The 26,063-nt window shown below is 71.9% G+C and carries 25 protein-coding genes and 1 pseudogene; 14 read left to right on the forward strand and 12 right to left on the reverse strand.

Annotation, left to right across the window (positions count from 1 at the left end; translation table 11 throughout):
* Nucleotides 1-111: 111 nt before the first annotated feature.
* The 3 genes from ABD419_RS18955 to ABD419_RS18965 all read left to right on the forward strand — a co-directional run bounded on the left by ABD419_RS18955 (nucleotide 112) and on the right by ABD419_RS18965 (nucleotide 3,089).
* Nucleotides 112-1,152 (forward strand): NAD(P)-dependent alcohol dehydrogenase, encoded by a 1,041-nt coding sequence (locus tag ABD419_RS18955; RefSeq protein ID WP_344489543.1) that lies wholly within the window; start codon nucleotides 112-114, stop codon nucleotides 1,150-1,152.
* Between the two features lie 202 nt (nucleotides 1,153-1,354).
* Nucleotides 1,355-1,723, forward strand: a complete 369-nt coding sequence (locus tag ABD419_RS18960) for a PadR family transcriptional regulator (RefSeq protein WP_344489544.1) — start codon at nucleotides 1,355-1,357, stop codon at nucleotides 1,721-1,723.
* Nucleotide 1,724: 1 nt separating this feature from the next.
* Nucleotides 1,725-3,089, forward strand: a complete 1,365-nt coding sequence (locus ABD419_RS18965) for a permease prefix domain 1-containing protein (protein WP_344489546.1) — start codon at nucleotides 1,725-1,727, stop codon at nucleotides 3,087-3,089.
* A gap of 52 nt (nucleotides 3,090-3,141) precedes the next feature.
* Here the strand turns inward: ABD419_RS18965 and ABD419_RS18970 are convergent, their stop codons facing one another.
* The 7 genes from ABD419_RS18970 to ABD419_RS19000 are packed head-to-tail and all read right to left on the reverse strand — an operon-like array spanning nucleotide 3,142 to nucleotide 10,751.
* Nucleotides 3,142-4,143: a sugar phosphate isomerase/epimerase family protein gene (locus ABD419_RS18970; protein ID WP_344489549.1), complete on the reverse strand. Its 1,002-nt coding sequence runs from the start codon at nucleotides 4,141-4,143 to the stop codon at nucleotides 3,142-3,144.
* A complete protein-coding gene (locus ABD419_RS18975) occupies nucleotides 4,136-4,975 on the reverse strand; it encodes a sugar phosphate isomerase/epimerase family protein (RefSeq protein WP_344489552.1) in 840 nt (279 codons plus the stop codon). Before ABD419_RS18975 ends, ABD419_RS18970 begins: the two co-directional genes overlap by 8 nt.
* Nucleotides 4,972-6,171, reverse strand: coding sequence for a substrate-binding domain-containing protein (locus ABD419_RS18980; protein WP_344489555.1), 1,200 nt, complete (start codon nucleotides 6,169-6,171; stop codon nucleotides 4,972-4,974). Before ABD419_RS18980 ends, ABD419_RS18975 begins: the two co-directional genes overlap by 4 nt.
* A 17-nt stretch (nucleotides 6,172-6,188) precedes the next feature.
* Complete coding sequence (locus tag ABD419_RS18985) at nucleotides 6,189-7,181, reverse strand: ABC transporter permease (protein ID WP_344489558.1); 993 nt, start codon at nucleotides 7,179-7,181, stop codon at nucleotides 6,189-6,191.
* On the reverse strand, nucleotides 7,178-8,176 hold the full coding sequence (locus tag ABD419_RS18990; RefSeq protein WP_344489561.1) for an ABC transporter permease: 999 nt from the start codon (nucleotides 8,174-8,176) through the stop codon (nucleotides 7,178-7,180). Before ABD419_RS18990 ends, ABD419_RS18985 begins: the two co-directional genes overlap by 4 nt.
* A complete protein-coding gene (locus tag ABD419_RS18995; RefSeq protein WP_344489564.1) occupies nucleotides 8,173-9,657 on the reverse strand; it encodes a sugar ABC transporter ATP-binding protein in 1,485 nt (494 codons plus the stop codon). Before ABD419_RS18995 ends, ABD419_RS18990 begins: the two co-directional genes overlap by 4 nt.
* Nucleotides 9,654-10,751 (reverse strand): Gfo/Idh/MocA family protein, encoded by a 1,098-nt coding sequence (locus ABD419_RS19000; protein WP_344489567.1) that lies wholly within the window; start codon nucleotides 10,749-10,751, stop codon nucleotides 9,654-9,656. The genes ABD419_RS18995 and ABD419_RS19000 overlap by 4 nt, the downstream gene beginning before the upstream one ends.
* A 70-nt stretch (nucleotides 10,752-10,821) precedes the next feature.
* On the opposite strand from ABD419_RS19000, the gene ABD419_RS19005 reads away from it, so the two are divergent.
* Together ABD419_RS19005 and ABD419_RS19010 are read left to right on the forward strand one after the other, a co-directional pair.
* Nucleotides 10,822-12,057 (forward strand): ROK family transcriptional regulator, encoded by a 1,236-nt coding sequence (locus ABD419_RS19005; protein ID WP_344489570.1) that lies wholly within the window; start codon nucleotides 10,822-10,824, stop codon nucleotides 12,055-12,057.
* Nucleotides 12,058-12,088: 31 nt separating this feature from the next.
* The gene (locus ABD419_RS19010; RefSeq protein WP_344489573.1) at nucleotides 12,089-13,024 is read left to right on the forward strand and encodes an aldo/keto reductase; all 936 of its coding nucleotides are present in this window, start codon (nucleotides 12,089-12,091) and stop codon (nucleotides 13,022-13,024) included.
* A gap of 126 nt (nucleotides 13,025-13,150) precedes the next feature.
* Here ABD419_RS19010 and ABD419_RS19015 read toward each other — a convergent pair whose 3' ends face one another.
* A complete protein-coding gene (locus tag ABD419_RS19015; RefSeq protein WP_344489576.1) occupies nucleotides 13,151-16,450 on the reverse strand; it encodes a DUF4132 domain-containing protein in 3,300 nt (1,099 codons plus the stop codon).
* A gap of 83 nt (nucleotides 16,451-16,533) precedes the next feature.
* Here ABD419_RS19015 and ABD419_RS19020 point away from each other — a divergent pair, with 83 nt between their 5' ends.
* Complete coding sequence (locus ABD419_RS19020; RefSeq protein ID WP_344489578.1) at nucleotides 16,534-16,995, forward strand: SRPBCC domain-containing protein; 462 nt, start codon at nucleotides 16,534-16,536, stop codon at nucleotides 16,993-16,995.
* On the opposite strand, the gene ABD419_RS19025 is transcribed toward ABD419_RS19020, so the two are convergent.
* On the reverse strand, nucleotides 16,980-17,552 hold the full coding sequence (locus ABD419_RS19025; protein WP_344489581.1) for a dihydrofolate reductase family protein: 573 nt from the start codon (nucleotides 17,550-17,552) through the stop codon (nucleotides 16,980-16,982). The genes ABD419_RS19020 and ABD419_RS19025 overlap by 16 nt on opposite strands.
* 87 nt (nucleotides 17,553-17,639) lie before the next feature.
* Here ABD419_RS19025 and ABD419_RS19030 point away from each other — a divergent pair, with 87 nt between their 5' ends.
* On the forward strand, nucleotides 17,640-18,215 hold the full coding sequence (locus ABD419_RS19030) for a TetR/AcrR family transcriptional regulator (protein WP_344489584.1): 576 nt from the start codon (nucleotides 17,640-17,642) through the stop codon (nucleotides 18,213-18,215).
* A gap of 278 nt (nucleotides 18,216-18,493) precedes the next feature.
* Here the strand turns inward: ABD419_RS19030 and ABD419_RS19035 are convergent, their stop codons facing one another.
* Nucleotides 18,494-19,138, reverse strand: a complete 645-nt coding sequence (locus ABD419_RS19035) for a hypothetical protein (protein ID WP_344489587.1) — start codon at nucleotides 19,136-19,138, stop codon at nucleotides 18,494-18,496.
* 140 nt (nucleotides 19,139-19,278) lie between these two features.
* On the opposite strand from ABD419_RS19035, the gene nucS reads away from it, so the two are divergent.
* Nucleotides 19,279-19,944, forward strand: a complete 666-nt coding sequence (gene nucS / locus ABD419_RS19040; RefSeq protein ID WP_344489590.1) for an endonuclease NucS — start codon at nucleotides 19,279-19,281, stop codon at nucleotides 19,942-19,944.
* A 57-nt stretch (nucleotides 19,945-20,001) separates the two neighbouring features.
* Here nucS and ABD419_RS19045 read toward each other — a convergent pair whose 3' ends face one another.
* The gene (locus tag ABD419_RS19045; protein ID WP_344489593.1) at nucleotides 20,002-20,406 is read right to left on the reverse strand and encodes a DUF4190 domain-containing protein; all 405 of its coding nucleotides are present in this window, start codon (nucleotides 20,404-20,406) and stop codon (nucleotides 20,002-20,004) included.
* Between the two features lie 440 nt (nucleotides 20,407-20,846).
* Between ABD419_RS19045 and ABD419_RS19050 the strand changes: the two genes are divergently transcribed.
* The 3 genes and pseudogenes from ABD419_RS19050 to ABD419_RS19060 all read left to right on the forward strand — a co-directional run.
* The gene (locus ABD419_RS19050; protein ID WP_344489596.1) at nucleotides 20,847-21,935 is read left to right on the forward strand and encodes a mannose-1-phosphate guanylyltransferase; all 1,089 of its coding nucleotides are present in this window, start codon (nucleotides 20,847-20,849) and stop codon (nucleotides 21,933-21,935) included.
* Nucleotides 21,935-22,447 carry a hypothetical protein gene (locus ABD419_RS19055; protein ID WP_344489599.1) on the forward strand — a complete coding sequence of 171 codons (513 nt, stop codon included), beginning with the start codon at nucleotides 21,935-21,937 and terminating at the stop codon, nucleotides 22,445-22,447. Before ABD419_RS19050 ends, ABD419_RS19055 begins: the two co-directional genes overlap by 1 nt.
* A 348-nt stretch (nucleotides 22,448-22,795) precedes the next feature.
* Nucleotides 22,796-23,047 (forward strand): annotated as a pseudogene (locus ABD419_RS19060) (WhiB family transcriptional regulator); the annotation flags it as partial.
* A gap of 312 nt (nucleotides 23,048-23,359) precedes the next feature.
* Here the strand turns inward: ABD419_RS19060 and ABD419_RS19065 are convergent.
* Nucleotides 23,360-23,791 carry a metallopeptidase family protein gene (locus ABD419_RS19065; protein WP_344489602.1) on the reverse strand — a complete coding sequence of 144 codons (432 nt, stop codon included), beginning with the start codon at nucleotides 23,789-23,791 and terminating at the stop codon, nucleotides 23,360-23,362.
* A gap of 121 nt (nucleotides 23,792-23,912) precedes the next feature.
* Between ABD419_RS19065 and ABD419_RS19070 the strand changes: the two genes are divergently transcribed.
* The 3 genes from ABD419_RS19070 (at nucleotide 23,913) to ABD419_RS19080 (ending at nucleotide 26,043) form a co-directional block, all read left to right on the forward strand.
* A complete protein-coding gene (locus ABD419_RS19070; RefSeq protein WP_344489605.1) occupies nucleotides 23,913-24,362 on the forward strand; it encodes a DUF3499 domain-containing protein in 450 nt (149 codons plus the stop codon).
* Nucleotides 24,363-24,459: 97 nt separating this feature from the next.
* Nucleotides 24,460-25,839: a phosphomannomutase/phosphoglucomutase gene (locus tag ABD419_RS19075; protein ID WP_344489608.1), complete on the forward strand. Its 1,380-nt coding sequence runs from the start codon at nucleotides 24,460-24,462 to the stop codon at nucleotides 25,837-25,839.
* Between the two features lie 3 nt (nucleotides 25,840-25,842).
* Nucleotides 25,843-26,043 (forward strand): Trm112 family protein, encoded by a 201-nt coding sequence (locus ABD419_RS19080; protein WP_344489612.1) that lies wholly within the window; start codon nucleotides 25,843-25,845, stop codon nucleotides 26,041-26,043.
* Nucleotides 26,044-26,063: the final 20 nt, after the last annotated feature.

A 26,063-nucleotide genomic window follows, 5' to 3' on the forward strand; every position in this document is an offset into this window, starting at 1 on the left:
GAGTGCCCCGAACCCGGCCCCGCACCGTCCGATCCGGGTTACGGTGACCGGGTCAGCGGGCCCTGTGAACTGCGGATTCGAGGGCCGCACCAGAGCCGTACGGAGGCGTCCATGAAAGCGTTGCAGTACCGCGAGATCGGGGCCGCCCCCGAGGTCGTCGAGATCCCCACGCCCGAACCGAAGCCCGGCGAGGTCCTCCTCAAGGTCACCGCCGCCGGGGTGTGCCACTCCGACATCGCCGTCATGGAGTGGCCCGCCGAGGGCTTCCCCTACCAGCTGCCGCTGACGCTCGGCCACGAGGGCGCGGGCACCGTCGCCGCGCTCGGCGACGGCGTCACCGGGGTCGAGATCGGCGAGTCCGTCGCCGTGTACGGCCCGTGGGGGTGCGGGCGGTGCATCAAGTGCGCGGCGGGCGAGGAGAACTACTGCCAGCGCGTGCGCGAGCTCGACATCAACCCGCCCGGCCTCGGCTCCCCCGGCGCGATCGCCGAGTACCTGATCGTCGACGACGCCCGGCACCTGGTGCCGCTCGGCGGCCTCGACCCGGTGCAGACCGTGCCGCTCACCGACGCGGGGCTGACCCCGTACCACGCGATCAAGAAGTCGCTGCCGAAGCTGGCGCCGGGGTCGACGGCGGTCGTCATCGGCACCGGCGGGCTCGGGCACGTCGCGGTGCAGCTGCTGCGGGCGCTCACGGCCGCGCGGGTGGTGGCGCTGGACGTGTCGGAGGACAAGCTCGAACTGGCGCGGAAGGTCGGGGCGCACGAGGCGTTCCTGTCGAACGGGGAGGCCGCGGGCAAGGTGAAGGACCTGACCGGCGGGATCGGCGCGCAGGCGGTGTTCGACTTCGTGGGCGTGGCCCCGACGGTGGCGACCGCGGGCGCGTGCGCGTCGGTGGAGGCCGACGTGACGATCGTGGGCATCGGCGGCGGGACGCTGCCGGTCGGGTTCGGGGCGCTGCCGTTCGAGGTGTCGGTGAAGGCGCCGTACTGGGGCTCGCGCGACGAGCTCATCGAGGTGTTCGACCTGGCGCGCGGCGGCCACATCGACGTGCACGTGGAGACGTACTCGCTGGAGGAGGCCCCGCGGGCGTACGAGCGGCTGCACGCGGGGCAGATCAACGGGCGCGCGGTGATCCTGCCGAACGGCTGATCGGAGGCGTGCGGCCCGGCCGGGTTCCCGGCCGGGCCGTCGTCGTGTCGAGGACCGGTCGCGCACGCGGCCGGTCGTGACCGCGGCCGCCGGAGCGTGTCCGGGCCCGGCCGGGGCCGTGTTGACAACCGGGGAGACCTAGATCTACGATGCATAGAACAGCAAGGCATAGAAGTTCTAGGTAAAGGAGGCGCTCCCCCTCATGCACATCGCGAAAGACCTCGTGGCGGCCTCGGCCACCCCGCTCGTGCTCGGCATCCTCGCCGAGGAGGAGAGCTACGGATACGCGATCCTCAAGCAGATCAGCGACCGCTCCGGCGGCCGCCTCGAATGGACCGAGGGCCTGCTCTACCCCCTCCTGCACCGGCTGGAGCGGCTCGGCCACGTCGAATCGTCCTGGCGCACGCCCGAAGGCGGGCGGCGCCGCAAGTACTACGCCATCACCGAGGACGGGCTCCGCGAGCTCGCCGAGCAGCGCCGCCAGTGGGCCGCCGTCACCGACGCGCTCCAGGACGTCTGGAAGGCCACCCGCGCCCTCGGTCCGATCGTCCCACCGGCACTGGAGGCCTGACATGACCGGCACCGACACCGAACTCGAGGCCCAGATCGCCGAGTGGCGGTCGTACATGCTGCGCCGCAAGGCGATCAGCGGCGCCGACGTCGACGAGCTGGAGGACCACCTGCGCGAGCGGGTCGGGGACCTGACCGAGTCGGGGCTGAAGTCCGACGAGGCGTTCCTCATCGCCGTCAAGCGCATGGGCCGCATGGACGACCTCTCCCGCGAGTTCGCCCGCGAGCACTCCGACCGGCTGTGGAAGCAGCTCGTGCTCGACCCCGACCGGGACGCCGCCGCCGAGTCCGAGCGCCGCCGGGGCCTGCTAGTCATGCTCGCGTGCGCCGCGCTCGGGGCGGTCGCGATCAAGCTCCCGGCGCTGTTCGGGTTCAGTTTCGACGACAGCGGCGACTTCTACGGCCGCAACATGGGCCTGCTGGTCCTCGCGCCGCTCGCGGTGTACTTCGCGTGGCGCCGGCGCCTGTCCGGCCCGGCGATCGGCGCGGTGGCGGCGCTGTTCGCCGCCGGCGCGGTCGCGAACAACGCCTACCCGATGGACTCGGACTCGCAGTCGGTGGTGCTCAGCGCGATCCACCTGCCGCTGCTGCTGTGGTTCGTCGTCGGCGTCGCGTACGCGGGCGGCGAGTGGCGCTCGGGGCAGAAGCGCATGGACTTCATCCGGTTCACCGGCGAGTGGTTCATCTACCTGGTCCTCATCGGACTCGGCGGCGGGGTGCTGACCGCGTTCACCGTCGGGGTGTTCGGCGCGATCGACGTCGACGCCGAGGTGTTCATCTCCGAGTGGCTCATGCCCTGCGGCCTGGCCGCGGCCGTCGTGGTCGCCGCGTGGCTGGTGGAGGCCAAGCAGAGCGTCATCGAGAACATGGCGCCGGTGCTCACCCGCGTGTTCACGCCGCTGTTCGCCGTCACGCTCGTCGCGGTCCTCGTCGCGATCGGCGTGACCACCAACGCGATCGACGTCGAACGCGACATGCTCATCCTGTTCGACCTGCTGCTGGCCGTCGTGCTCGGCCTGGTCCTGTACTCGATCTCGGCGCGCGACGCCGCCGCGAAGCCCGGGGTGTTCGACTGGATGCAGCTCGCGCTCGTGGTGAGCGCCCTGCTCATCGACGTGCTCGTGCTCATCGCGATCCTCGGCCGGATCACCGAGTGGGGCCTCACTCCGAACAAGAGCGCCGCGCTCGGCGAGAACCTCGTCCTGTTCGTCAACCTCGCGTGGACGGCGTGGCTGTACATCTCGATCATCAGGCGCCGCAAGCGGTTCGCGCTGCTGGAGCAGTGGCAGACCGGGTACATGCCGGTCTACGCGGCCTGGGCCGCGGCCGTGGTGCTGCTGTTCCCGCCGCTGTTCTCCTTCGCCTGACGCGGGAAACCGGCCCGGGCCGCCCCCCGTGGGGGGCGGCCCGGGCGTCGCGTCAGTCCGAGCCGAACGCGGCGTCGAAGGACGCCGCCGGCGGGTCGAAGTTCAAGCCGCGCACGAACTCCACGGCCTCGGCGGCCCCGCGGAGGCGGTCCATGCCGGCGTCCTCCCACTCGATGGAGACCGGCCCGGCGTACCCGATGCGGTTGAGCACGCGGAAGCAGTCCTCCCACGGCACGTCGCCGTGGCCGGTGGAGACGAAGTCCCAGCCGCGCCGCGGGTCGCCCCACGGCAGGTGCGAGCCGAGGCGGCCGTTGCGGCCGTCGAAGCGCCTGCGGGTGTCCTTGCAGTCCACGTGGTAGATCCGGTCCCGGAAGTCCCACAGGAACGCGGCCGGGTCGATGTCCTGCCACACCATGTGGCTCGGGTCCCAGTTGAGCCCGAACGCGGTCCGGTGGCCCACGGCCTCCAGTGCGCGGTGCGTCGACCAGTAGTCGTAGGCGATCTCCGAGGGGTGCACCTCGTGCGCGAAGCGGACGCCGACCTCGTCGAACACGTCGAGGATCGGGTTCCAGCGGGCCGCGAAGTCGTCGTAGCCGGCCTCGACGACCGCCTCGGAGACGGGCGGGAACATCGCCACGTACTTCCACACGGCCGAGCCGGTGAAGCCGATGACGGTGTCGACGCCGAGCTTCGCGGCGGCCCGCGCGGTCGCCTTCATCTCCTCGGCGGCGCGCTGCCGCACGCCCTCGGGGTCGCCGTCGCCCCACACGTGCGAGGGCACGATGGCCCGGTGCCGGTCGTCGATCGGGTCGTCGCAGACCGCCTGGCCGACCAGGTGGTTCGAGATCGCCCACAGGCCCAGGCCGTGCGATTCGAGGATCGCCTTGCGCTCGGCCGCGTAGTCGTCGTCGACGGCGGCGCGGCGCACGTCGAGGTGGTCGCCCCAGCAGGCGACCTCGAGCCCGTCGTAGCCCCACGAGGCCGCGAGCCGGCACACCTCCTCGAACGGCAGGTCGGCCCACTGGCCGGTGAACAGCGTGATCGGTCTAGGCATGCAGGCTCCTCAGGTAGGCGAGGCCGTCGACGGCGATGTCGTCCTGGGTCGGCGCGAGGGGGCGCCAGATCGACGCGGCGGTGGCGATGGTCGCATTGTGCGCCGTGAACGACTCGATGACAAGGGGGCCGGCGTACCCGGCGTCGCCGAGCGCGGCCAGGAGCGCGGGCCAGTCGAGGTGGTCGCGGCCGGGTGCGCCCCGGTCGTTCGCGGAGACCTGGACGTGCGCGATCCTCCCTGCGGCCCTTGCGATCGCCGCCGGGAGGTCGGTCTCCTCGATGTTCATGTGGTAGACGTCGAGGGCCAGTCCGGTCCCGGGCAGGCCGTCGAGCGCTTCGAGCGCCTGGTCGACGGTGTTGAGCAGGCTCGTCTCGTACCGGTTCAGCGGTTCGACGGCGACGGTCACGCCCCGCTCGGCGGCGTACTCGGCGACGGGCCGGAGGTTGGCCCGCAGCTCCGCGTACGCCGCCGCGCGGTCCTCGATGCGCCAGGTGCGGCCGACCGACGCGTACGCGGGCCCGGCGATCACCGGGGAGCCGACGGCGACGGCGGCGTCCACGACCGCGCGCAGGTAGTCCTGGGTCGCGGCCACGGTCGCCGCCGGGGCGGCGACGAGTTCGCGGCCGGGGCCCATGACGAGGACGACCGTCGCGGCGAGGCCGAGCCGTTCGAGGAGCCCGGCCGCGCGCGCGGCGTCCCAGTCACCGGGGGACTCGACGGGGAGCTCGATCGCGTCGAACCCCCAGTCGCGCACGCGCGGCGCGAGCCGGGCCAGGGCCTCGTCGTCGAGCGGCGAGGCCCAGACCCAGGTGTTGACGCCTATGCGGGTCAACGGTCCTGCCAGGCGTCGGGGAACCCGGGCAGGTCCTCGCCGCCGAACTTGGCGTAGTGCAGCGAGGGCATGTCGGCGTTGATCTCCAGGTACTGGTCGAGCTCGGCCTCGGTGATCGGGTCCTGCGGGAGGACCCACTCGGCCGGGACCTGCTCGCCCGCGAGGATCATCGTCGCCGCGATCACCGGGGTGCGCCACTGGAAGTTCGAGTACACGGGCGCGAGCGCGGTCATGCCGGTCTCCTGCCACTTGCGCATGAACGACAGCTCGTCCTCGCCGGTCATGACCGGGTAGGGCGCGCCGGCGTCCTCGAACGCCTCGATGGCCGCGACGGCGCCGTCGCCGGCGTCCATCCAGATCCCGTCGACGTCGCCGCGCTGGAGGTACTGCGTGACGATGTTCTTGATCTCGGCGGCGTCGCCGCCGGTGAACTCGTTGCCGAGGATCTCCAGCTCCGAGCCGGCGAAGATCTCCTCCGCGGCGGCCCAGCGGTTCTCGAGGACGTCGACGCCCGGGAGGATGCGCAGGGCGAGGACCGTCGAGCCCGGTTCGAGGTTGTCGACCAGGAACTCGGCGGCGTCGGCGCCGAAGGCGTAGCCGCCGATCGGGTGGATGAAGGTGACGGCGCAGTCGGTGTTGACGCCGCGGTCGAAGATGATCACCGGGACGCCGGACTCGCAGGCCGCCTCGACGGCGGGCGTGAGGGTCGCGGTGGTCGACGGGGAGATGATGAGCGCGTCGCAGTCGCCGGAGTCGACGAACGCCTGGATGTCGCTGATCTGCTGGTCGTCGTCGTCCCCGGCGTCGGAGTGCCGGAACTCGCCGATCTTGCCCTCGGACTGGAGGACCTCGACCTGCTGCTGCATGGTGATCCAGCCGGTGACGCGCCACGGGTTGGAGACCGAGGCGTTCGAGAAGCAGACGGTGGCGTCGCCGCCCTCCTGCGCGAACGCGGCCGTGTCGACCCACTCGGGCTCGATGGCCTGGAGCCACGGCGCGGCCGGGTCTCCTTCGGGCTCGACGTCGCGCTGCGCGAGCTGGGCGTCGTAGTCGGCCTGGACGAACCACTCGTCGCCGGACTCGGCCTCGGTGGTGGCCTCGTCGGCCTCGTCGGTGGGGGTGTCGGTGGTGCAGGCGGTCGCGAGCAGGATGCCGAGTGCTGCTGCGGCGGCTGCGGCTATACGGGTTGTCCGCATGGTGCTTGACCTTCTTTTCATGAGGGAGTCGGACTTGCGGTGGCGGTCGGAACGGGTCGGCGCCGGGCCGCGTAGGCGACGGCGGCGATGATGATGGCGCCCTGGAGGGCGGGCCGGAGCGTCGCCGGGAGGGCCATCTGGTTGAACAGGGTGAACAGGGCCTCGATGACGAGGGCCCCTGCCATGGCGGCGAGCACGGAGCCGCGGCCGCCGCCGAGGACGACGCCGCCGAGGACCACCGCGGTGATGACGGTGAACTCCAGGCCGTCGCCGACCTGCGCGCTGACGCCGGCGAACCCGCCGATGAGGATCCCGGCCACCGTCGCCGACAGTCCTGAGAGGACGAATGCGGCGATGCGGGCGGTGTCGACGCGGGCGCCCGAGAGCGCGGCGGCGCGCTCGTTGTCGCCGGCGGCCATGAGGATGCGCCCGAAGCGGGTGCGCATGAGCAGGACCGAGCCGGCGCCGACGGCGATCATGATGAGCAGGGCCCACGGGATCTGGCCGAGGACGGGGACGTTCTCGATGCCCATGCGCCCGGCCTGGCGGAACGACTCGGAGAGGCTGCCGGTCGGGGCGCCGCCGGTCCACAGGCGGATGGCGCCGTACAGGACCAGGAGCATCCCGAGGGTGGTGATGAACGACTGGACCTTGAGCGCGGTCGTGATGAGCCCGTTGACGAGGCCCACGCCGATCCCGAACAGCGCCATGACGATCATGACCGGGACGGTGCGGGACTCCTCGCCGTCGATGAGGCGCGCGGCGATGACGACCTGCGCCCCGACGAGCGCGCCGACCGAGAGGTCGAAGTTCCCCGAGACGATCACGAAGTACTGCCCGGCGGCGAGGATCACCAGGGGCGCGGCCTGCTTGAGGAAGGCCATGAGGGAGGGGCCCTCGAAGAAGCCGGGGTTCATCGCGAACACGGCGGCGAAGACGAGGACGAGCAGGACGAAGACCGTGGCGGTCGGGTTCGTCGCGCGCAGCAGCAGCTCCCGGGCGCGGGTCATGACGCCCTCCCTTCTGCGAAGCGGGGCCTGCGGGCGGTCCGGTCGAGCTGGCGGCGGGCGTAGATCGCGACGGCCGCGATGATGACGACGCCGCGCAGCACGTCCTTCGCGAACGGGTCGATCTGGAGCACGTTGAACACGGTGTCGAGCACGGCCAGGATCGCCACGCCCGCGACGGTCCCGGCGACGCCGCCCCTGCCGCCGAGGAGGAGCGTGCCGCCGAGGACGACGGCGGCGATCGCGTCGAGCTCGTAGAGGTTGGTGTAGGCCTCGGCCGAGCCGGTGCCGAAGCGGGCGGCCAGCAGCAGGCCCGCGACGCCGGCCGTCATGCCGCACAGCACGTGCGCGGCCAGGAGCGTGCGGCCGGTGCGGATGCCGGACATGCGCGCGACGTCCGCGTCGCCGCCGACGGCGTACATGTGGTGGCCGGTGCGGCTGGAGCGCAGGAACCAGATCGCGGCCGCCGCCACCGCCAGCATGACCAGTGTGGACATCGGGACGGGTCCGATGCGGGTGTACCCGAACTGCTGGAACACCGCGGGCACGTCCCCGGCGGGGCCCTTGTACTGGGTGTCCAGGTAGCCCTTGATGATGAGGCCGGTGCCGAGGGTGGTGATGAACGGGTTGACGCCGAGGTACGCGGTGACCGCGCCGTTGGCGGCCCCGATGAGGCCGGAGACGAGCAGGACCGCGGCGATCGCGAGCGGCACGTTCGCGGCCTGCCCGTCCATCGTGGTCGCCGCGACGAGGCTGGAGAGCGCGGCGGTGTACCCGACGGACAGGTCGAGGGACCGGCACAGGATCACCAGGGTCATGCCGATGGCGAGGAACCCGGTGAGGCTGGTGCGGGTGAGCATGTCGACGAGGTTCGCGGTGGCGAACAGGTTCCCGCCGTCGAGGGCCACGGCGACCGCGCCGGCGGCGAGGACGCCCGCGAGCGCGAGGTAGATGAGGGCGGTGGTGCCGAGGCGGGGGGTGCGGAGGCGCTGGGTCATTCCGGGCCCCTTCCGGTCGCGTAGGCCATGACCTGCTGCTCGGTGGCGCCGCCGGGGAGCTCGCCGGCGATGCGGCCGTCGTGGAGGACCACGATCCGGTCGGCGAGGCCGATGACCTCGATGAGCTCGGAGGCGATGAGGAGCACCGCGAGGCCTTCGGCGGCGAGCTCGCGGATCACGGAGTACAGCTTGTGCTTGGCGCCCACGTCGATCCCGCGGGTGGGCTCGTCGAGGACGATGACCCCGGGCTCGGCCGCGAGCCACTTGGCGACGACGACCTTCTGCTGGTTGCCGCCGGAGAGGAACCGGACCTCCTGGTCCTCGCCGCGGGCGACGAGGTCGAGGCTGGCGAGGAGGTCGGAGACGCGGGCGAGGCGGCGCCGGGAGTGGACGCGGGCGTTGGCGTCGAGGACCATGCGGGCGTTGGCGCGCACCGACTGCCACAGGGCCAGGCCCTCGGCCTTGCGGTCCTCGGTGACGAGGGCGATGCCGGCGCCGATGGCCTTGCGGGGCCGGGTGATCCGGACCGGGGCGCCGTCGACCTCGACGGTGCCGCGGGTGAACGGGGCGATGCCGAAGACGGCCTCGGCGATCTCGGTGCGGCCCGAGCCCTGGAGCCCGGCGAGGCCGACGATCTCGCCGGCGCGCACCTCGAGGTCGATCCCGTCGACGTAGTCGTTCCCGCCGCCGGCGACCTTGAGGCGGACGTCGCCGTGGACGGTGCCGGGGAGGCGCTCGGGGAACTGGGACTCGATGCGGCGCCCGACCATCTTGGCGACCAGGTCGTCGGGGGTGATGTCGGCGGTGGCGACGCTGTCGACGAGGCGGCCGTCCTTGAGGACGGTGATCCGGTCGCAGAGGTCGAAGATCTCCTTGAGCCGGTGGGAGACGTAGAGGACGGCGGTGCCGCGCTCGCGCAGGCGGCCGACGAGGCGGTAGAGGAGCTCGACCTCGGCGTCGGCGAGCGCGGCGGTCGGCTCGTCCATGCAGATGAGGTCGGCGCCCTGGGAGAGGGCCTTCGCGATCTCGGCGATCTGCTGGTGCGCCACCGAGAGCGAGCCGACTCGGGCGGTGGGCGGGAGGTCGTCGACGCCGAGGTCGGCGAGGATCGCGGCGGTGGCGTCGACCATGGCGCGGCGGTCGATGAGCCCGCGCCGCTTGGGTTCGCGCCCGAGGTGGACGTTCTCGGCGACGGTGAGCTCGGGCAGGAGGTTGAACTCCTGGAAGACCGAGGCGACCCCGGCGTGCTGGGCCTGGAGGGGGTGGGTGAAGGAGACGGCGCGGCCGTCCAGCTCGATGGTGCCGGCGTCGGCGGTGTGGACGCCGGCGAGGATCTTCATGAGCGTGGACTTGCCGGCGCCGTTCTCCCCCACCAGCGCGTGGACCTCCCCCTGGTTCATCGTGAGGTCCACTGAGGAGAGCACGGGGACGCCGAGGAAGGACTTCCCGATGCCGCGCATGGCGAGCAGGGTCTCGGTCATCGGGGCACCTCCGCCCAGTCCCGGGTCCGCGCCGACGCGGCGACGGCCTCGGCGATGCGGGCGGCGCGCAGGCCGTCCTCGAACACCGGCAGCCCCTCGGGGGCGTTCCCCGCGATCGCCGCGCCGGTGTCGGCGACGAAGGCGTTGAAGCAGTCCTGGTAGCCCTGGGCGTGGCCGCCGGGGACGTGCGCGAGTCGCGCGGCGTCCCCGCTCAGCAGCTCGGGGTCGCGCATGAGCTCGCCGTTGATCTCGCGGCCGCCGATCCACAGCGTCTCGGGGCGCTCCTGGTCGAACGCCAGGGTGGCCTCGGTGCCGGAGACCTCCAGCAGGAGGCGGTTCTTGCGCCCGGCGGAGACCTGGCTGACGACGGTGGAGCCGATCATGCCGCCCGCGGTGGCGAACTGGAGCGTCACGATGTCCTCTGTGGATACTTCGCGGCCGCCGCGGCGGCGGTTCGCGGTCGACAGCTGGGCCGAGACGGCGGTGATGCGGTCGCCGGTGACGAACTCGAGGAGGTCGCACCAGTGGGAGCCGATGTCGCCGAAGGCCCGCAGGGCCCCGCCCTTGTCGGCGTCGACGCGCCAGTTGTCGTCGTCGGGCCGCAGGAGCCAGTCCTGGAGGTAGGAGCCGTGGGCGAGGGTGAGGCGGCCGATCCGCCCGGCGGCGACGCGGGCGCGGGCCTCGCGGACCATCGGGTGGAAGCGGTAGACGAAGGGGACGGTCGCGACCACGCCGGCCTTCGCGGCGGCCTCGGTCATGGCGCGGGCCGTGTCGAGGTCGGTGGCGAGGGGCTTCTCGCACACCACGTGCTTGCCGGCGGCGATGGCGGCCAGGGCGATCGGGGCGTGGAGGTGGTTGGGGACGCAGACGTGGACGACGTCGGCGGCGTCGATGAGCGCGTCGACGTCGTCGAAGACCGCCTCGGCCCGCAGCGAGGGCGCGGCGCGGCGCGCCCGCTCGGGGGTCGAGCCGGCGATCCCGGCGACCGTGCCCCCGGCGACGGCGATGGCGTGCGAGTGGACCCGCCCCATGAAGCCGGTGCCGATGACGGCGGCGCGGTAGGTCGTCGGCCGAGTGATCGTGACGTGAGCCATATGACGACGGTAAGGCAGACTTATGACGGAGCACAAGCAAAAGTTGCTCGCGTTATGAAACAGTTATGACATGAGTACGACCGAACCCGTGTGGTTCACTAGTCCTGTGACAGATGGTTCGACCGAGCGGCACCGGGCGGCCCCAGCGGCCGCCGCCGGGGCCGGCACCCTGCTTCAGCTGCTGCGGGACGGCGTGCCCCGCACCAGGTCCGAACTGTCGGCCCTCACCGGGCTCGCCCGCTCCACCGTCACCGGCCGCGTCGACGCGCTCCTCGCCGCCGGTCTCATCGCCCCCAGCGGCGAGACCGCCTCCACCGGCGGCCGGCCCCCCGCGACCTTCGCCTTCAACCCCGCCGCCAAGATCGTCCTCGGCGCCGACCTCGGCGCGACCCACGCCCGCCTGGCCGTCACCGACCTCGCCGGGACCGTGCTCGCCGCCGTCAACGCCGACCTCGAGATCTCCCTGGGCCCCAAGGCGGTCCTCGACTGGGCCGTCGAGCACGGCCGCAAGCTCCTCGACGAGGTCGACCGGCCCGCCGCCGACCTCCTCGGCATCGGGATCGGCCTCCCCGGGCCCGTCGAGCACTCCACCGGGCGCGCGGTGAACCCGCCGATCATGCCCGGCTGGGACGGCTTCGACGTCCCCTCCTATGTGCGCGAACGCCTCCCGGTGCCGGTCCTGGTCGACAACGACGTGAACATCATGGCCCTCGGCGAGCACTTCACCGCCTGGCCCGAGTACGAGCACCTGCTTTTCATCAAGGCCGCCACCGGCATCGGCTGCGGCATCATCGTCGGCGGGCAGGTCTACCGCGGCGCGCAGGGCGCCGCCGGCGACATGGGGCACATCCGCGTCGCGGGCGCCGACGACGCCCACTGCCGCTGCGGGAACACCGGCTGCCTCGAGGCCGTCGCCTCCGGCGCCGCGATCGCGACCGCGCTCACCGCCGAGGGCATCCCCGCCGGCGGCTCCCTCGACGTGGTCGAGCTCGCCCGCTCCGGCTCCGTCCCGGCCCTGCAGCGCGTGCGCCAGGCCGGGCGCGACATCGGCGAGGTCCTCGCCGGGGCCGTCAACTTCTTCAACCCCTCGATCATCGTCATCGGCGGGTCCCTCGCGCTCGCGGGCGACCACCTCATCGCCGGCGTCCGCGAGGTGATCTACCAGCGCTCGCTCCCCCTCGCCACCAGGCACCTGCGCATCGCCGCCGCCCGCACCGGCGAGTCGAGCGGCGCCATCGGCGCGGGCGTCATGGTCATCGAGCACGCCCTCGACCCGGCCCGCCTCGACGCGGCCGCCGCGATCTGAAGAACCGCATACTGAATACGAACGGATGAGCATGCAGCGCAACACTCTCGGCAACACCGGACTCGAAGTGACGCCCCTGTGCATCGGCACGAGCACGATCGCCGGGTTCACCGAGACCTACGGGTACGACGTGGACGACGAGCGCGCCGTCGAGACGATCCTCGCGGTCTTCGACAGCGAGGTGAACTACCTCGACACCGGGAACAACTACGGCAAGGACGGCCTGGCCGAGCGCCGCGTGGGCGAGGCGGTCCGCCGCCGCGGCGGCCTGCCCGAGGGCTTCGTCCTCCAGACCAAAGTGGACTCCGACCCCGAGACCGGCGACTACTCCGGCGCCCGCGTGCGCCGCTCGGTCGAGGAGAGCCTGGAGCGCCTCGGCGTCGACCACCTGCCGGTGCTCGCCCTCCACGACCCCGAGTTCATGTCCGCAGACCAGGACGGCTTCGGCCCCGGCGGGGCCCTCGAGGCCCTGGTGGCGCTCCGGGACGCGGGCGTCGCCGACCACCTCGCGGTCGCCTCCGGCTCCGTCGAGGTGACGCAGCGGTACCTGGACACCGGCGAGTTCGACGTGGTCCTCAACCACAACCGGTTCACACTGCTCAACCGCGAGGCGCAGGGCCTGTTCGAGGGCGCGCGCGACAAGGGCCTCGGCGTCCTCAACGCGGCCCCGTACGGCGGCGGCATGCTCGCGAAGGGCCCGGCGCAGCAGCCGAAGTACTGCTACGGCGAACGCGACGAGGCCTTCGCCGCCGCGGCCGCCGCGATGGCGGCGGCGTGCGAGGCGGCGGGCGTGCCGCTCGCGGCGGCGGCGCTCCAGTTCTCCACGCGCTCACCGCTGGTCGACTCGACGGTCGTCGGCATCTCGCGCCCCGAGCGCATCCGGGAGACCCTCGACCTCCTCGCGGTCGAGATCCCGCCGGCGCTGTGGGTGGAGCTGGAGGGCCTGCGGCCCGACGCGCGCATCTAGCGGGCACCCGGCAGCCCCGCCCGGGCCCTGGGGTTGGGCTCCCGATCTGCAATCGTGCCCGAAAGGTACAACATCGGCCGGGCCGCGAATGCGATTCGCGGCCCGGCCGTCGTTCACCGGCGGTCGCTAGTTCGCCCGGGCGAGCCGCGACACGACCATGAGCGCCTCCGAGAGGCGCGCCGGGTCGACCGCGCCGTCCTCGGGGAGGGCGACCTCGATCCGGGTGAGGGTCTGCTCGGCGTCGTCGTACCCGTAGCCCGGGTGCACGCCCGGGTCGGTGCCGATGAGCAGGAACCCGCCCTCGGGGAAGGTGCGGAAGATCCCGTGCCCGCCCGGGCCCGAGCGCGCGCTGCCGTAGTGCCAGCCGCGCTTGAGCAGGCCGATGATCGGGCCCGCGCCGGTCTTGGCGCCCTCGAAGCGCGGCACGCGGCCGCTCGCGCGCTCCTCGTCCGTCAGGGTGTAGAACGGGCGCGAGAGCTGCGGGAACGGCTGCAGCAGCTCGTAGTCGGCGAACACCTCGGCCCAGCCGGCGACCTCGTCGGCGAGGTTGATCGGGTGGGCGATGCGCACCTGGGCGTCCTCGGGGAGGTCGAACGGCTCGTCCTCGGCGTCGGCGGGCGTGCGGTCCTCGGCGAGGCGGAACGACCGCCAGCCGTCCGCCGTGGAGTGCTGCCACACCAGGCGCCCGGTGAGCTGCCACGCGACCGGGTGCTCCACGAGATAGCGGCGGAACTCCGCCGCGGTCCACGTGCGGCACTCGATCATCGCGGTCTCCAAGCGCTTCACCAGCTCGGTGGCCGCGGTCTTGATCTCCTTGCGCAGCAGCGCGAACCGCTCGTAGGAGGCCTGCGCGAGCTCGGTGTCGTCCTTCGCGTTCGGCTTCGGGGCGCTCGCGCGGCGCTTGCCGGCCTCGTCGACCACGAAGGGCTTGAGGCTCTCGTCGAACTTGACGGTGAACCGCCGCGGCCCGTACTCCAGCACCAGCGGCCGGTCGGAGGCGAGCCCGAAGTCGGGCACGAGGCGGTCGGCGAGCTGGTCGAGGCTGAGATCCAGGCGCTCGGCGATGACCTCGATCTGCGCGGCCGCGGTCTTCTTGAGCGCCTTGAACTTCGCGTTCGAGGCGATCGACTGCACCGACCGCAGGGCGGCCTCGGACCCGATGTGGCCGAGGATCTCCAGGCCGCGCACGGCCTTGCGGTTCTGGCTCTGGCCGGGCCACTCGCGGATGAGCGCGGTCAGGCGGCGCACGGTGTCGTCGTCGGCGAAACGGCGCAGCTGGTCCATGGCCCAGCCGTCCTTCGAGGGCGCCCCGGCGGCGAGCCACAACTCGAACAGGCCCCACGAGAACGAGGTCAGCGACGCCGGGTCGCACTCCGCCGCGAGGAGGTCCGCGCCCGGGTACAGCAGGTCGGGGTCGTCGAGCGCCACCGCCGACATGAGGGTGCGCACCGCGTCCGCCGGCAGCGCGGTCCCGCGGCCGCGCAGCAGCACCGCCGGGAGCATCACGGGGTCGGCCCAGCCGGGGGCCTTGGGCACCCGGCGCTGCGGGTCGAGCGGGTCGGCGTCGACGATCGCGGCGACCGCCGCGGCGGCGTCGGGCCCGTACGCGGCGGCCCGCTCGTCGAGGACGGCGCGGCTGGTGGCGGCGAGGTGCTTGAGGGCGTCGGCGGCGCTCTGGCGCTGCCTGCCGGCCTTGCCGAGCGCGTCGGGGATGAGCAGCGCGGCGGCGTCGGGGGCGTGCCGGTCGAGCCAGGCCCGGCCCAGCGCGCGGTCGCCGCGGGGCTTGGACACCAGGTCGGCGGCCATGCGGGCGGCGTCGAGGTTCACGTACGGCAGCATGGCCTTGCGGAACGAGGGCCGCTTCTTGACGATCTCCAGCACCTGCGGTGCGACCGCGTCGCCGTAGCGGGCGAGGAGGGCGCGCACGGTCTCGACGCTGGTCCAGTTGCGCACGGTGCCGTCCCACAGCGGCAGCGCGGGGACCGCGCGCCCGTCGTCGGCCCAGGCGAGGAGCTCGGCGAAGTAGTAGTGGTCGGGGTCGGGCCCCTTGGGCATCATGCGGTCCCAGCGGGTGGGGTCGTCGCGGAAGTAGTCGAACTCGTAGCCCGCGGAGGGCAGCGTCGTCCACTCCTCGCGCTCGCCGTCGGCCCAGCGCAGCTCGTCCACCTCGGGCGCGGCGAGCCCGGCGACGGCGGTCTTCGCGGTCTTCCCGAACGGGGCCCACGGGGGCGAGGCGAAGACGGCGGGCGGCTCGTCGGCGACGGGGTGGCGCACGGTCGCGGCGAGGAGCTCCTCGACCCGCTCGCGGCGCTTGTCGTCCAGATCGGACAGCCGGTCCTCGAGGCCGAGTTCGCGCACCAGGCCTGCGATGCGGGCCTTGGCGTGCAGCGGGGCCCCGGGCCCGACGGCGGCCACGGCCCGGAGGGTGCGCACCGGGAACCGCTCGGCGACCTTGCGGAGGGCCGCGAGGGCCTCGGCTTTGACGGTGCGTTCGAGCAGGTACTCGACACCGGCCTCCGCGGGGAGGTGGGCGAGGGCCTTGAACAGGAGGTCGCGGGCTTCGGCGTTCGGCCGGTGCTCGTGCTCGAGGGAGTCGATGAGGAGCGGGAGCACGTCGGTGCCGAGGGCGGCGACGGCGCGGGCGAGGACGGCGGGGTCGTGGGCGGGATCGTCGAAATAGGTCACACCGGCCAGCTCGACGTGCTCGGTGGTCGACGCGAAGGTCCAGAAGAGCCAGCCGCCGTTGCGGGCGTAACGGTCCGCCGAGAGCACGGCGCACGCGTCCCGGACCCAGTCCTCGCGCTCGGGCATGATCGCGGCGCTCACCAGCACGTGCGCGTCCGAGGTCCGCCGGGCCGCGATCGCCGCCTGCGTCCGCTCGTAGTCCGCGTCGGGCATCACGGCGAGGATCGAGCGCAGGTCGGCGAGGGTCGTGTCGGCCCGGTTGTAGTACCGCGCCACGCTGTAGACCGAGTGGGGCCGGTAGTGCAGCATCGAGTTCGCCGGGTGAACCGGCGCCTTGTACCAGGTCAGGCTGTTGGCGAACAGCTCCAGCATGGCCTCGGCGGCGAAGGCGGCGCCGTGCCGGGCGGTCCAGGCGTGCAGCGCCGTCGACGCGATCGACGCGCTCTCGTTGTAGCGGGCCTGGCGGACCAGCGCGACGGCGAACGCGGCCGCGAAGGGGTCGGCCTCCTGGGCGACGCCGGCCCGCAGCAGGTCCTCCAGCGGGGTGCCGGGCGCGACCTCGAAGGGCGCCTTGAAGAAGTCGTCGTCCCCGAGCAGGTCCGAGAGCCGCTGCGGCGCATCGGGATCGAGATCGACCGGGCGGGCCGCGGCGCCGCGGCGGTCGAGGAGGAGCCGGGTCCAGGACTCGGGGAGCGCGACGGCGTCTTCCCCGGGGACGGAGGAGGAGTCGATGAGGTTCACGCCGAGAAGCATATGAACCCCGTACGACAGGGGCCGCCGCGCGGATCGCCGCGCCGCCTCGGCGCGAGTGCTACGGTGCGGGCATGACGAGGATCGACAAGGCGTCCAAGGACGTCGCGGCGTCCCCGGACCGGGCCTACGCGGCGCTGGTCGACCCCGCGGCGCTCGCCGCCTGGCTCCCGCCGGCGGGCATGAGCGGGCGGTTCGAGCGGTTCGACGCACGGCCGGGCGGCTCGTACCGGATGGTCCTGACGTACGCCGACGCGGCGGGCGCCCCGGGCAAGTCGGCGGCCGACGCCGACGTGGTGGAGGCCCGCTTCGTCGAGCTGGTGCCCGGCGAGCGGGTGGTGCAGGAGGTCGACTTCGTCTCCGACGACCCGGCGTTCGCCGGGACGATAGTCATGACCTGGACCGTGGCGCCCTCCGCTGCAGGCGCCACGGTCGCGATCAGTGCCGCCGGGGTCCCGGCCGGCATCAGCCCGGAGGACCACGCCGCGGGCATGGCGTCCTCACTGGACAACCTGGCCGCCTACCTGGCCCGGTAGGTCTCGACCGACATGCCCGATTCGAACACGCGCTTGTCGGCCAGGTCGAAGCGCAGCGGCGCGTAGGGGCCGTCGAACAGCGGGAGTCCGCCGCCGAGGACGAGCGGGTACCGCTTGAGCACGATCTCGTCGATCTCATCGACGAGCGAGGCGGCGAGCTTCCCGCCGCCGCAGAGCCAGATGCCCTGCCCCTCTTGCCGCTTCAGCTCGCGCACGACCTCCACGGCATGCTCCGCGACGAAGGTGACGTCGGGGGCGAGCACCGGATCGAGGCTCGCGGAGAACACGTACTGCTTCAGGTGCGCATACGGACTGGGGCTCCCCGACTCGAGTCCCGGCAGGTAGGTGCCGCGTCCCATGAGGACGGTGTCGTAGAGCAGGTTCGGGGCGTCGGCGAGCCCGAGGGGCTCGCGGAACGCGGTCGGGATGGTCTCGGGCCGCAGCCCGTTGATGTAGGCCGAGATGTCGGGCTCGATGGGGAGCTGGTCGAACTCCCCGCCGGGGCCGGCGATGTAGCCGTCGATGGTGGCGCCGATGTAGTAGGTCAGCTCGCGCATACACACTCCGTTTGAAGTACTATGGATGAAGTGGTTTGAACTTACCACTACACTCGGAGTGGTGTCAATCGAGGAACGAGGAGACCCATGCGACAGAACCCCGAACGCCGCACCGCCCTGCTCGACGCGGCGATCGAAGTCCTCGCCGACCAGGGCGCCCGCGGCCTCACGTTCCGCGCCGTCGACCAGCGCGCGGGGGTCCCGACCGGCACCGCCTCCAACTACTTCCCCAACCGCGACACCCTCCTGACCCAGGCCGGCCGCCGCGTCTTCGAGCGCCTCGACCCCGGCCCCGAGGTCATGGACGAGACGTTCACCCTCCCCCGCACCCGCGCCTCCGTCGACCGCCTCATGCACGAGATGGTCGCCCGCATCACCGCCTTCCCCTCCGGCCACCTCGCGATGCTCGAACTCCGCCTCGAATCCACCCGCCGCCCCGAACTCCGCGCCGTCCTCACCGACCAGATCCGCGCGAACCTCCAGGACAACATCGACTTCCACCTCCACACCGCCATGCCCGGCGACGCCGACACCGTCGTCCACCTCTACCTGGCGCTGAACTGGCTCATCATCGAACGCCTGACACTCCCCGACCTCTTCGACGAGACCCGCACCGACGCCCTCATCACGTCCCTGGTCAACCAGCTCGTCCCCGCCGAATAACCGCTGGCATCATCAGAAACATGACGATCCCCCGGGAGCAGCGCCTCCGCCGCACCTTCGGCTGGGGCACCATCGACGACCCCGAAGAACCCGCCCGCGTGGAGATCCACCTGTCAACGGCGTGAGCGACGAGCACAGCACCGCCGCCGACTCCTCGAATGCCGGCCCGCTCGCCTTGTCCGCTGGCCCCTCGTCTCCAGAGCGACCGCGCAGTCCAGGTGAAACTGCTGAGCCTGGGCTGAGAAAGCCGGCATCCCTCCACCGTCCAGCATCGACGACTACCTCGAACCGCGGCCCGGAACCCAGTCGGGTACCCCTGTGTACCGCAGAACCTGGCGCGTCTGCGGTGCATCGAATGCCTCCGCTTCGCCGGAGGAGCATGCGACGAGTACACCGCCGCCGCACCACCAGGTGTCGGTCACGCCTTCAACCTCCTCGACTCGATCTAGGCCGGCGAGGTCGACCGAGTCGACAGCGGTATTGGTGAATCGGGTGATCTGCTGGGCGAAGGTGAAGGCGTCGTGGGACAGGGCGAGCGATTCGATCCAGCCCTCAATCGAGGCGTGCAGGGGCACCCACCCAGTCGCGACGATCCCGAACGCGCCATCCGGACCGATCACGAACCCGTACGGTACAGCGGTGGTCGAAGGGCCGATCTCGATCAGCCACTCACCGGTATCAGCGCGCACCAGGTCGACGACATCGAAGTACTTGGGGCCACCGTCATGGAACGGTCCCGGCGGCAGGACGAGACCGCCCCACAACCGCTGGAACTCCAGCGCCCGTCCCGAAGGAACGCCAGCGTCGACCCAACCCGCGAGGTCGAGCCGCCGGGGCTCGGTCCGCACCCCGAACGAGTAGACGAAGTCTCGCGCTCGCCGTGTCAGCCGGTCGAGTACTTCGTCATCTGATCGAACATCCACAGATGAAACTCTATGACCAGTCCTGAACACCGCCGAGTCCATCAAGCCTCGCTCCGGCACGACCCGCCGATCACCGGCCCGCACCTCAGAGAGGTGAGCGCGACCGGGCCCCGCGCGGGCGCGACGGTAGGGTCTTCGGCATGCGTTTGTTGGTGGCACGGTGCCAGGTTGATTACACAGGTCGGCTTTCTGCTCATTTGCCGATGGCTGTCCGGTTGATCATCTGGAAGGCCGATGGGAGTGTGCTCGTTCATGCGGACGGCGGGTCGTACAAGCCGCTGAACTGGATGACGCCGCCGTGCACGGTGGTGGAGGGGGCGACCGAGTGGACGGTGACGTCGAAGAAGACCGGGGACCAACTGAAGATCACCATCGAAGAGGTGCTGCACGACTCCAGCCATGAGCTGGGGGTCGACCCGGGGCTGCAGAAGGACGGGGTGGAGGCGCACCTGCAGGAGCTGCTGGCGGCGGACACGGCGCCGCTGGGGAAGGGGTGGACGCTGGTGCGGCGGGAGTACCCGACCGCGATCGGGCCGGTGGACCTCATGTGCCGGAATGCGGACGGCAGGAGCGTCGCGGTGGAGATCAAGCGCCGCGGGGAGATCGACGGCGTCGAGCAGTTGACCAGGTATCTGGAGTTGCTCAACCGCGACCCGCTGCTCGCCCCGGTGGACGGCGTCTTCGCGGCCCAGGCCATCAAGCCGCAGGCCCGCGTCCTCGCCGAGGACCGCGGCATCAGGTGCGTCGTGCTGGACTACGACGACATGCGCGGGGCGGTGGACGAGAGCCAGCCGCGGCTGTTCTAAGGCAGAATGCAAGGGCCGCAACGCGATCGCGTTGCGGCCCTTGCACGTGTGCGGAGGTTACGGCGTCTCGTAGGACTCCCAGTCCTCCCAGTCGCCGCACTCCTCCTCGGTCAGCCCGGCGTCGTCGCAGGCCTGCTGCCACTCCTCGTCGAGGACGTCGCCCGCGGCGTTGAAGAACACGATGTTCCAGATGATGGAGGTGGCGATGGCGAGCACGCCCAGGATGATGCCGGTCCAGCCGGAGCCCTTGCCCTTGCCGCCGCGGTTGCCGGCGACGACGAGCGCGACGATGCCGAAGATGAGGGCGAGGGCGCCGAGGATGATGCTGATGACGTTGAGGACCGGAATCCAGAACCCGGCGATCGCGATGATGCCGAGCACGAGGGCGGTGACGCCGAAGCCGTTGCCCTGCTTCACGGGGGCGGGCTGGGGGACGGGCGCCGGGGCAGGCGGGTAAGCCACGGGGGTACTCCTAAGAAGTTCTCGTTCGTTGAGCGGGCGGAACTGCGGCGATTCTATGGGGTCGATGCAAACGAGATGCATTCGCATACCGGGGTAAAACAAGAGGTACTGCTCACCCGCGTCGCGAAGACCAGGGTGATCACGCACCGTGTTCGTCCTGTATGCACTCACGTATTGCATCGGCCAATGCACTGTCCGCAGCATCAGGATAGCGGGGCCGGCGCCGCGGCGCGGTCCCGAGGACGCGGAGGCCGGGGCGCGCGAGCGGAGTGCACCGTTCCGGTGGCCTTCGCAGGGCCGCCGAGGACGGCAAGCGATATCCCAGTCGGGGGGCGGTGAGAATTGACCGTTCTTTCACCCTTCGGCAACTGGCGCGTCACCGCCGCGGGCCCGCCGCGGGGGTGAACGAGCACGTGGGAGCGGCATGCAAGACTATTGGCATGCTTCACGCGGTGGTCCCCGCAGGCGGTTCCGGAACCCGGCTCTGGCCCCTGTCTCGCGCGCAACGACCCAAGTTCCTCCTGCCGCTGACCGGCACGGACTCGTCGCTGCTCCAGTCGACCGTGGAGCGGGTGCGGCTGCTGTCGCGCCCCGACCAGGTCTACGTCGTCACCGGCGCCGCGCACGCGGTCGACGTGGCCCGGCAGCTCCCGGACGTGCCCGGCGACAACATCCTCGTCGAGCCGTCCCCCCGCGACTCCGCGGCCGCGATCAGCCTGGCCGCGGCCGTCATCGCCGAGCGCGAGCCGACCGCGGTCATGGGCGCGTTCGCCGCCGACCACCTGGTCCAGGACGGCGAGGCGTTCGCCAAGACGGTGAAGCGCGCGATGGAGCTGGCCGAGACCGGCCTGCTCATGACCATCGGGATCAACCCGACCGGCCCCGACACCGGCTACGGCTACCTGCGCCTCGGCGCGGCCGTGGGCCCCGGTTACCAGCTGGAGGCGTTCGTCGAGAAGCCCGACCAGGTCTCGGCGGTCGAGTACGTGTCGGCCGGGAACTACCTGTGGAACGCCGGCATGTTCGTGTGGCGGGTCGACGTGTTCCTCGACGAGCTCGCCCGCCGCCGCCCGGCCCTGCACGACGCGGTCCGGACCCTCGCGCGGGCCTGGGACTCCACCGGCCGCGAGGCCCTGTTCTCGCAGCTGTGGCCGACGCTGGAGAAGATCTCGATCGACTACGCCGTCATGGAGCCGGCCGCCGCGGCGGGGCGCGTGGGCGTCGTCCCCGGGGACTTCGACTGGCACGACGTGGGCGACTACAACACGCTCGGGCAGGTCCTCAAGGCCGCCGACAAGGTCGGGAACGTCGTCGTCGAGCCGCGCGGCTCCGGCGAGGCCCTGCTGACGGAGTCGAAGCGGAACGTCGTGGTCCCGGCGGGCGGGCGCCTGGTCGCCACGGTCGGCGTCGACGACCTCATCATCGTGGACACCCCCGACGCGCTCCTGGTGTGCCCCAGGGATCGCGCGCAGGAAGTGAAAGGCCTGGTCGAGGAGTTGAAGCAGTCGCGGCGGGACGACCTGATCTGATGCCGGCCAAGGAGCTCGGGCCGCGCGCCCGCACCGTCCTCGCCGCCGCGCTGCTCGCCTGCGCCGTCGCGGTCGTCGGGGTCGCCCTGTCGCAGTGGCTGTTCGGCGCCGACCTGGACCCGCGCGACGACAACCTCAGCCGCGCCGCCGGCATCGGGTTCACCGACGAGGCCCGCGGCACCTTCTTCTCGGTGCTGCCGGTCGCGCTCCCGGTGCTCGCCGGACTGCTGGCCCCCGCGACGCGACCCGGACGGGTGATCGGGAAGCTGACCCGTCTCGTCCTCGTCGCCTACCTCGTTATCGGAGTGCTGCTGGCGTCGTCGGCGGCGCGGTACGGATTCGACGCCGCCGGGCAGCTGGCGGAGGAGGGGCAGGTCTTCATCGACACTCGGGCGGCGGTCGAACGGCTGGTGCTCGACGGGGTCTGGCTCGCACTCGCGGGAATCGGACTCGTGTTCGGCGGCAAGGCCCGTTCACGCGAGCGAACCTCCACTGCGGAGGTTGTCAAGTAAGTTCCCCCGCAAGCGTGAGTCTGAGGGGTCCTTCCATCGTTCGGATCACTGTGCGCTATCGTCTGATATCGAACCGTTATCGAATAGCGATGAGCACTCATCGTCCATAGAGACGAGTAAGGCGGCGCGGCCCCATCTTCAGGCCGCCCGCGGGGCACCGGGAACTCCAGAAGCACAGCTTCGACCAGGACTAGACCACAGCGGGCGAACGGCGCGCCCGCAGCAGGGCCGTACGCGTTTTCAGGGGAGGGGACGCGTCCGCGCCCGGAGTCCGCATCCCGGTGCCGTGCAAGTGATTGCAAGGGGGGAGCACCGGTTTCCGGTGCGCGAACGAGGAGGCGGACGTATATGGACGGCCGTGACTACTTGGCCGACCTGTTGGGTAACGTTCCGGAGTGGCAGGTTCGCGCATTGTGCGCGCAGACCGACCCGGAGGCGTTCTTCCCCGAGAAGGGGGGCTCCACGCGGGATGCGAAACGCATCTGCGCGCGGTGCGAGGTCAAAGAGAACTGTCTGCAATACGCACTCGACCACGACGAGCGATTCGGCATCTGGGGCGGGCTCTCGGAGCGGGAGCGCCGCAAGATCAAGCGACAGGCCCGGGAAGCGGCGCGCCGGCGCCACGAGCGGCTGCCGGTCGTGGTGTGCCTGCCGAGCCCGATGATCAACCCCGCGCTCGCGTCGGAGTTCGCCTTCACGGCCGAGACTCCGCTCGCGGAGTCGGTCCTGACGGGCGGGTTCCGCAGCGAGGCGCTGATGGACGAACTGGTCGGCCCCCGCAGGGGCGAGCCGGCCGCACCGCGGGCGACGGAGCCCGCGACCGAGCGCGTGCCGGTGGCCGCGTAACGGGCATCCCTACGAGCGGATGAGGGGGCGGGACCGCCAGGGTCCGCCCCCTCGCCTCGTCGGCGGTCAGGGCTCCAGGTCCTCCGGCGGGAGGTTGAGCAGGGACGCGAGCTGCTCGGTGAGCACCGAGCGCACCAGCGACTCCATCTCCGCCTTGCTCTCGCCGCGCAGCTCGATCGGCCTGCGGTAGAGCACGATCCGCGGCGAGGCCGCGACCGTGCCGGGCTGGGCCGGATAGAGCTTGGACAGCGGCACGCCGCGGTCCTCGACGATGTCGGCGTCGTACGTCTGCGGCTCGGGCGGGACCTCGTCGACCGCGAACTCGATGTGCCGCAGATCGGTGAACTTCGAGCCCAGGGTCTCGGCGAGCCGCCGCTCGATCGAGACGACCGACTCCATCACCAGCGCGTCGAACTCCTCCACCGGGGTGCGCCGCAGCGGCAGGGCCCCGGGCGCCAGCGGCCCCCGCATCCCCCGTCCGTGTCGATCTCTGCGCATGGGGCCACCTTAGCGTCCGGGTCGGACGAAACCGGCCCCCGAGACGCCCCGCGCCGCGAATCGATCCGTGCCTACTGGTCAGCAACGCCGACTTCGACACCGCGAGTGGTAGTTTCGTGGGGTGAGGTCGGATCGGCGTTGCTCCCGGAACGGCTGCCGCCAGCCTGCGGTGGCCACTTTGACATACATCTACTCGGATTCGACCGCTGTGGTCGGCCCGCTCTCGACGGCGAGGGAACCCCACAGCTACGACCTGTGCGATGCGCACGCCCGGCGCCTCACCGTGCCCCACGGCTGGGAGCTCGTCAGGCACCAGGGCGACTACGCCGTGCCCATGCCCACCGACGACGACCTGGTCGCCCTGGCCAACGCCGTCCGCGAGGCCGCCGTCGGCGACCGGCACGACCCCGATCCCGGCCTCGGCGAGCCCACCGACGCCGCCACCCTGGCGAGCCGCCGCCTCGCGGAGGCCGAACCGGCTCCGCGCCAGGGCTACCGGCCCGCGAACCCCCAATTCGGTGCCCGCCGTCACCTCCGGGTGGTGTCCGGCGATGAGGACGGGCAGGGTTAGTCTCGTCTGCGGGGGCGGCCCTCCCGCACCGGCGCGGGCGAGCTGCGGAGGCCACTCCCCCGACAGGCCCCGCACGACCGGAAAGGCGGCATAGACCGTGGCTCCCAAGCTCAGTGAATTCGTGAAGGCCTACGACGTCCGCGGACTCGTCGGCTCGCAGCTCACGCCCGAGGTCATGGAGGCGATCGGCGCGGCCGCCGTCGCCGTCACCGGTGAGAAGCGGTGGGCCGTCGGCCACGACATGCGCGACTCCGGGCCCGGCTTCGCCGAGGCGTTCGCGCGCGGCGCGACCCGCGCCGGAGCCGACGTCCTCGAGGCCGGCCTGTGCTCCACCGACATGCTGTACTTCATCGCCGGGCAGCGCGACGTCGCCGGCGCGATGTTCACCGCCAGCCACAACCCGGCCGAGTACAACGGCCTCAAGATGTGCCTGCCGGCGGCCCGCCCCATCGGCCTCGACACCGGCCTGGCCGACATCCGCGACAAGGCCCAGGCGATCATCGACGGCGAGCCCGCCCCCGAGGCCGAGGCGCCCGGGACGGTCGCGAAGGAGGACTTCCTCGCCGCGTACGCCGCCTACATGCGCGAACTCGTGGACCTCTCCGGCATCCGCCCGCTCAAGGTCGTCGTCGACGCCGGCAACGGCATGGGCGGCCACACCGTCCCCGCCGTCCTCGGCGACCAGCTCCTCGCGGCGCTCCCGCTGGAGATCGACCCGCTGTACTTCGAGCTCGACGGGACCTTCCCCAACCACGAGGCGAACCCGCTCGAGCCGGCCAACATCGTCGACCTCCAGGCCCGCGTCAAGGAGGTCGGCGCCGACCTCGGCCTGGCCTTCGACGGCGACGCCGACCGCTGCTTCGTCGTGGACGCCGACGGCGAGCCCGTCACCCCCTCCGCGATCACCGCGCTCATCGCCACCCGCGAACTCGCCAAGCACCCCGGCTCCGCGGTGTGCCACAACCTGATCACCTCCAAGGCCGTCCCCGAGATCGTCGCCGAGCACGGCGGCCGCCCGCTGCGCACCCGCGTCGGCCACTCGTACATCAAGGCGGTCATGGCCGAGGAGGACGCCGTCTTCGGCGGCGAGCACTCCGGGCACTACTACTTCAAGGAGTTCTGGTTCGCCGACACCGGCATGCTCGCCGCCATGCACGTGCTGGCGGCGGTCGGCGGCTCGGACCAGACCCTCGCCGAGCTGGCCGCGGACTACGTCCGCTACACCGCCTCCGGCGAGATCAACTCCAAGGTCGCCGACCCGCATGCGAAGATCGAAGAGGTCGCCGCCCACTTCGGCGCCCAGGACGGCGTCGCGACCGACCGCCTCGACGGGCTCACCGTCGAGTTCGCAGACGGCTCCTGGGCCAACCTGCGCCCCTCCAACACCGAACCGCTGCTGCGGCTGAACGTCGAAGGCCCCGACACGGCCTCGACCGAACGGCTGCGCGACGACATCCTCCGCATCGTAAGGAACTAGCCCATGCCCGCCACCGCGCCCAAGCCAGTGCTCCTCGAACTGCTGCGCTGCCCCGAGCCCCACCACGCCCCGCTCTCGTTCGACCGCGAGACCAACGCGCTCACCTGCTCCGAGTGCGCCAAGGTCTTCCGCGTCGAGGACGGCATCCCCGTGATGCTGCTCGACGGCGCCACCGCGAACGGCGCCGGCGGCGAGCAGTACTGAGCGGGCCCGGCGGGCACCCC

The organism is Glycomyces endophyticus, assembly GCF_039531525.1.
GTDB classification, from domain to species: Bacteria; Actinomycetota; Actinomycetes; order Mycobacteriales; family Micromonosporaceae; genus Glycomyces; species Glycomyces endophyticus.

Coding starts and splice junctions, on each gene's coding strand:
- ABD419_RS18985 (WP_344489558.1), bottom strand. CDS start 7,181: ATGACCCGCGCCCGGGAGCTGCTGCTGCGCGCGACGAACCCGACCGCC.
- ABD419_RS19020 (WP_344489578.1), top strand. CDS start 16,534: ATGACGAGGATCGACAAGGCGTCCAAGGACGTCGCGGCGTCCCCGGAC.
- ABD419_RS19050 (WP_344489596.1), top strand. CDS start 20,847: ATGCTTCACGCGGTGGTCCCCGCAGGCGGTTCCGGAACCCGGCTCTGG.
- ABD419_RS18970 (WP_344489549.1), bottom strand. CDS start 4,143: ATGCCTAGACCGATCACGCTGTTCACCGGCCAGTGGGCCGACCTGCCG.
- ABD419_RS19080 (WP_344489612.1), top strand. CDS start 25,843: ATGCCCGCCACCGCGCCCAAGCCAGTGCTCCTCGAACTGCTGCGCTGC.
- ABD419_RS18990 (WP_344489561.1), bottom strand. CDS start 8,176: ATGACCCAGCGCCTCCGCACCCCCCGCCTCGGCACCACCGCCCTCATC.
- ABD419_RS18960 (WP_344489544.1), top strand. CDS start 1,355: ATGCACATCGCGAAAGACCTCGTGGCGGCCTCGGCCACCCCGCTCGTG.
- nucS (WP_344489590.1), top strand. CDS start 19,279: ATGCGTTTGTTGGTGGCACGGTGCCAGGTTGATTACACAGGTCGGCTT.
- ABD419_RS18955 (WP_344489543.1), top strand. CDS start 112: ATGAAAGCGTTGCAGTACCGCGAGATCGGGGCCGCCCCCGAGGTCGTC.
- ABD419_RS19030 (WP_344489584.1), top strand. CDS start 17,640: ATGCGACAGAACCCCGAACGCCGCACCGCCCTGCTCGACGCGGCGATC.
- ABD419_RS18965 (WP_344489546.1), top strand. CDS start 1,725: ATGACCGGCACCGACACCGAACTCGAGGCCCAGATCGCCGAGTGGCGG.
- ABD419_RS19000 (WP_344489567.1), bottom strand. CDS start 10,751: ATGGCTCACGTCACGATCACTCGGCCGACGACCTACCGCGCCGCCGTC.
- ABD419_RS18980 (WP_344489555.1), bottom strand. CDS start 6,171: ATGCGGACAACCCGTATAGCCGCAGCCGCCGCAGCAGCACTCGGCATC.
- ABD419_RS19055 (WP_344489599.1), top strand. CDS start 21,935: ATGCCGGCCAAGGAGCTCGGGCCGCGCGCCCGCACCGTCCTCGCCGCC.
- ABD419_RS19025 (WP_344489581.1), bottom strand. CDS start 17,552: ATGCGCGAGCTGACCTACTACATCGGCGCCACCATCGACGGCTACATC.
- ABD419_RS19010 (WP_344489573.1), top strand. CDS start 12,089: ATGCAGCGCAACACTCTCGGCAACACCGGACTCGAAGTGACGCCCCTG.
- ABD419_RS18995 (WP_344489564.1), bottom strand. CDS start 9,657: ATGACCGAGACCCTGCTCGCCATGCGCGGCATCGGGAAGTCCTTCCTC.
- ABD419_RS19065 (WP_344489602.1), bottom strand. CDS start 23,791: ATGCGCAGAGATCGACACGGACGGGGGATGCGGGGGCCGCTGGCGCCC.
- ABD419_RS19005 (WP_344489570.1), top strand. CDS start 10,822: ATGAGTACGACCGAACCCGTGTGGTTCACTAGTCCTGTGACAGATGGT.